The sequence below is a fragment of the Paenibacillus sp. S29 genome (genome assembly GCF_049319765.1).
Classification (GTDB): domain Bacteria; phylum Bacillota; class Bacilli; order Paenibacillales; family Paenibacillaceae; genus Paenibacillus; species Paenibacillus polymyxa_B.
The window spans coordinates 1-371 of the sequence record NZ_JBMOUI010000082.1 but is presented as its reverse complement, the minus strand read 5'-3'; the positions used below and the strand labels follow the sequence as shown (position 1 = coordinate 371).

Genomic DNA, 371 nt, shown 5'->3' with positions numbered 1-371 from the left:
ACGCAGGATAACTTCTTTGAACTGGGCGGCGATTCGATCAAAGCGCTGCAAGTATCCTCCCGATTGCTGCAAGCAGGTTATCGACTGGACATGAAAGACCTCTTCAGCAATCCGACGGTAGCGTCACTGAGTCCTGTACTTCGTACAGATGGCAAGATGGCCAGTCAGGAAGAAGTCGTAGGCCAGGTGGAACTGACACCCATTCAGCGGTGGTTCTTCGAGCAGCGGCCGGTTGATCTGCACCACAACAACCAGGCGATGATGCTGTATCGAGCTGGGCGCTTTGACATAGAAGCGCTGCGCCGTACGATGGAACGTATTGTCCAGCATCATGACGCATTGCGCACGGTATTCCGTGAGACGGAGCAGGG

General features: G+C 54.7%; 1 protein-coding gene. It reads left to right on the top strand.

Annotated features, from left to right (window positions below; genetic code table 11):
• A partial coding sequence (locus ACL9RM_RS26570; protein WP_414126713.1) for a condensation domain-containing protein occupies positions 1 to 371 on the top strand: 371 nt, incomplete at both ends.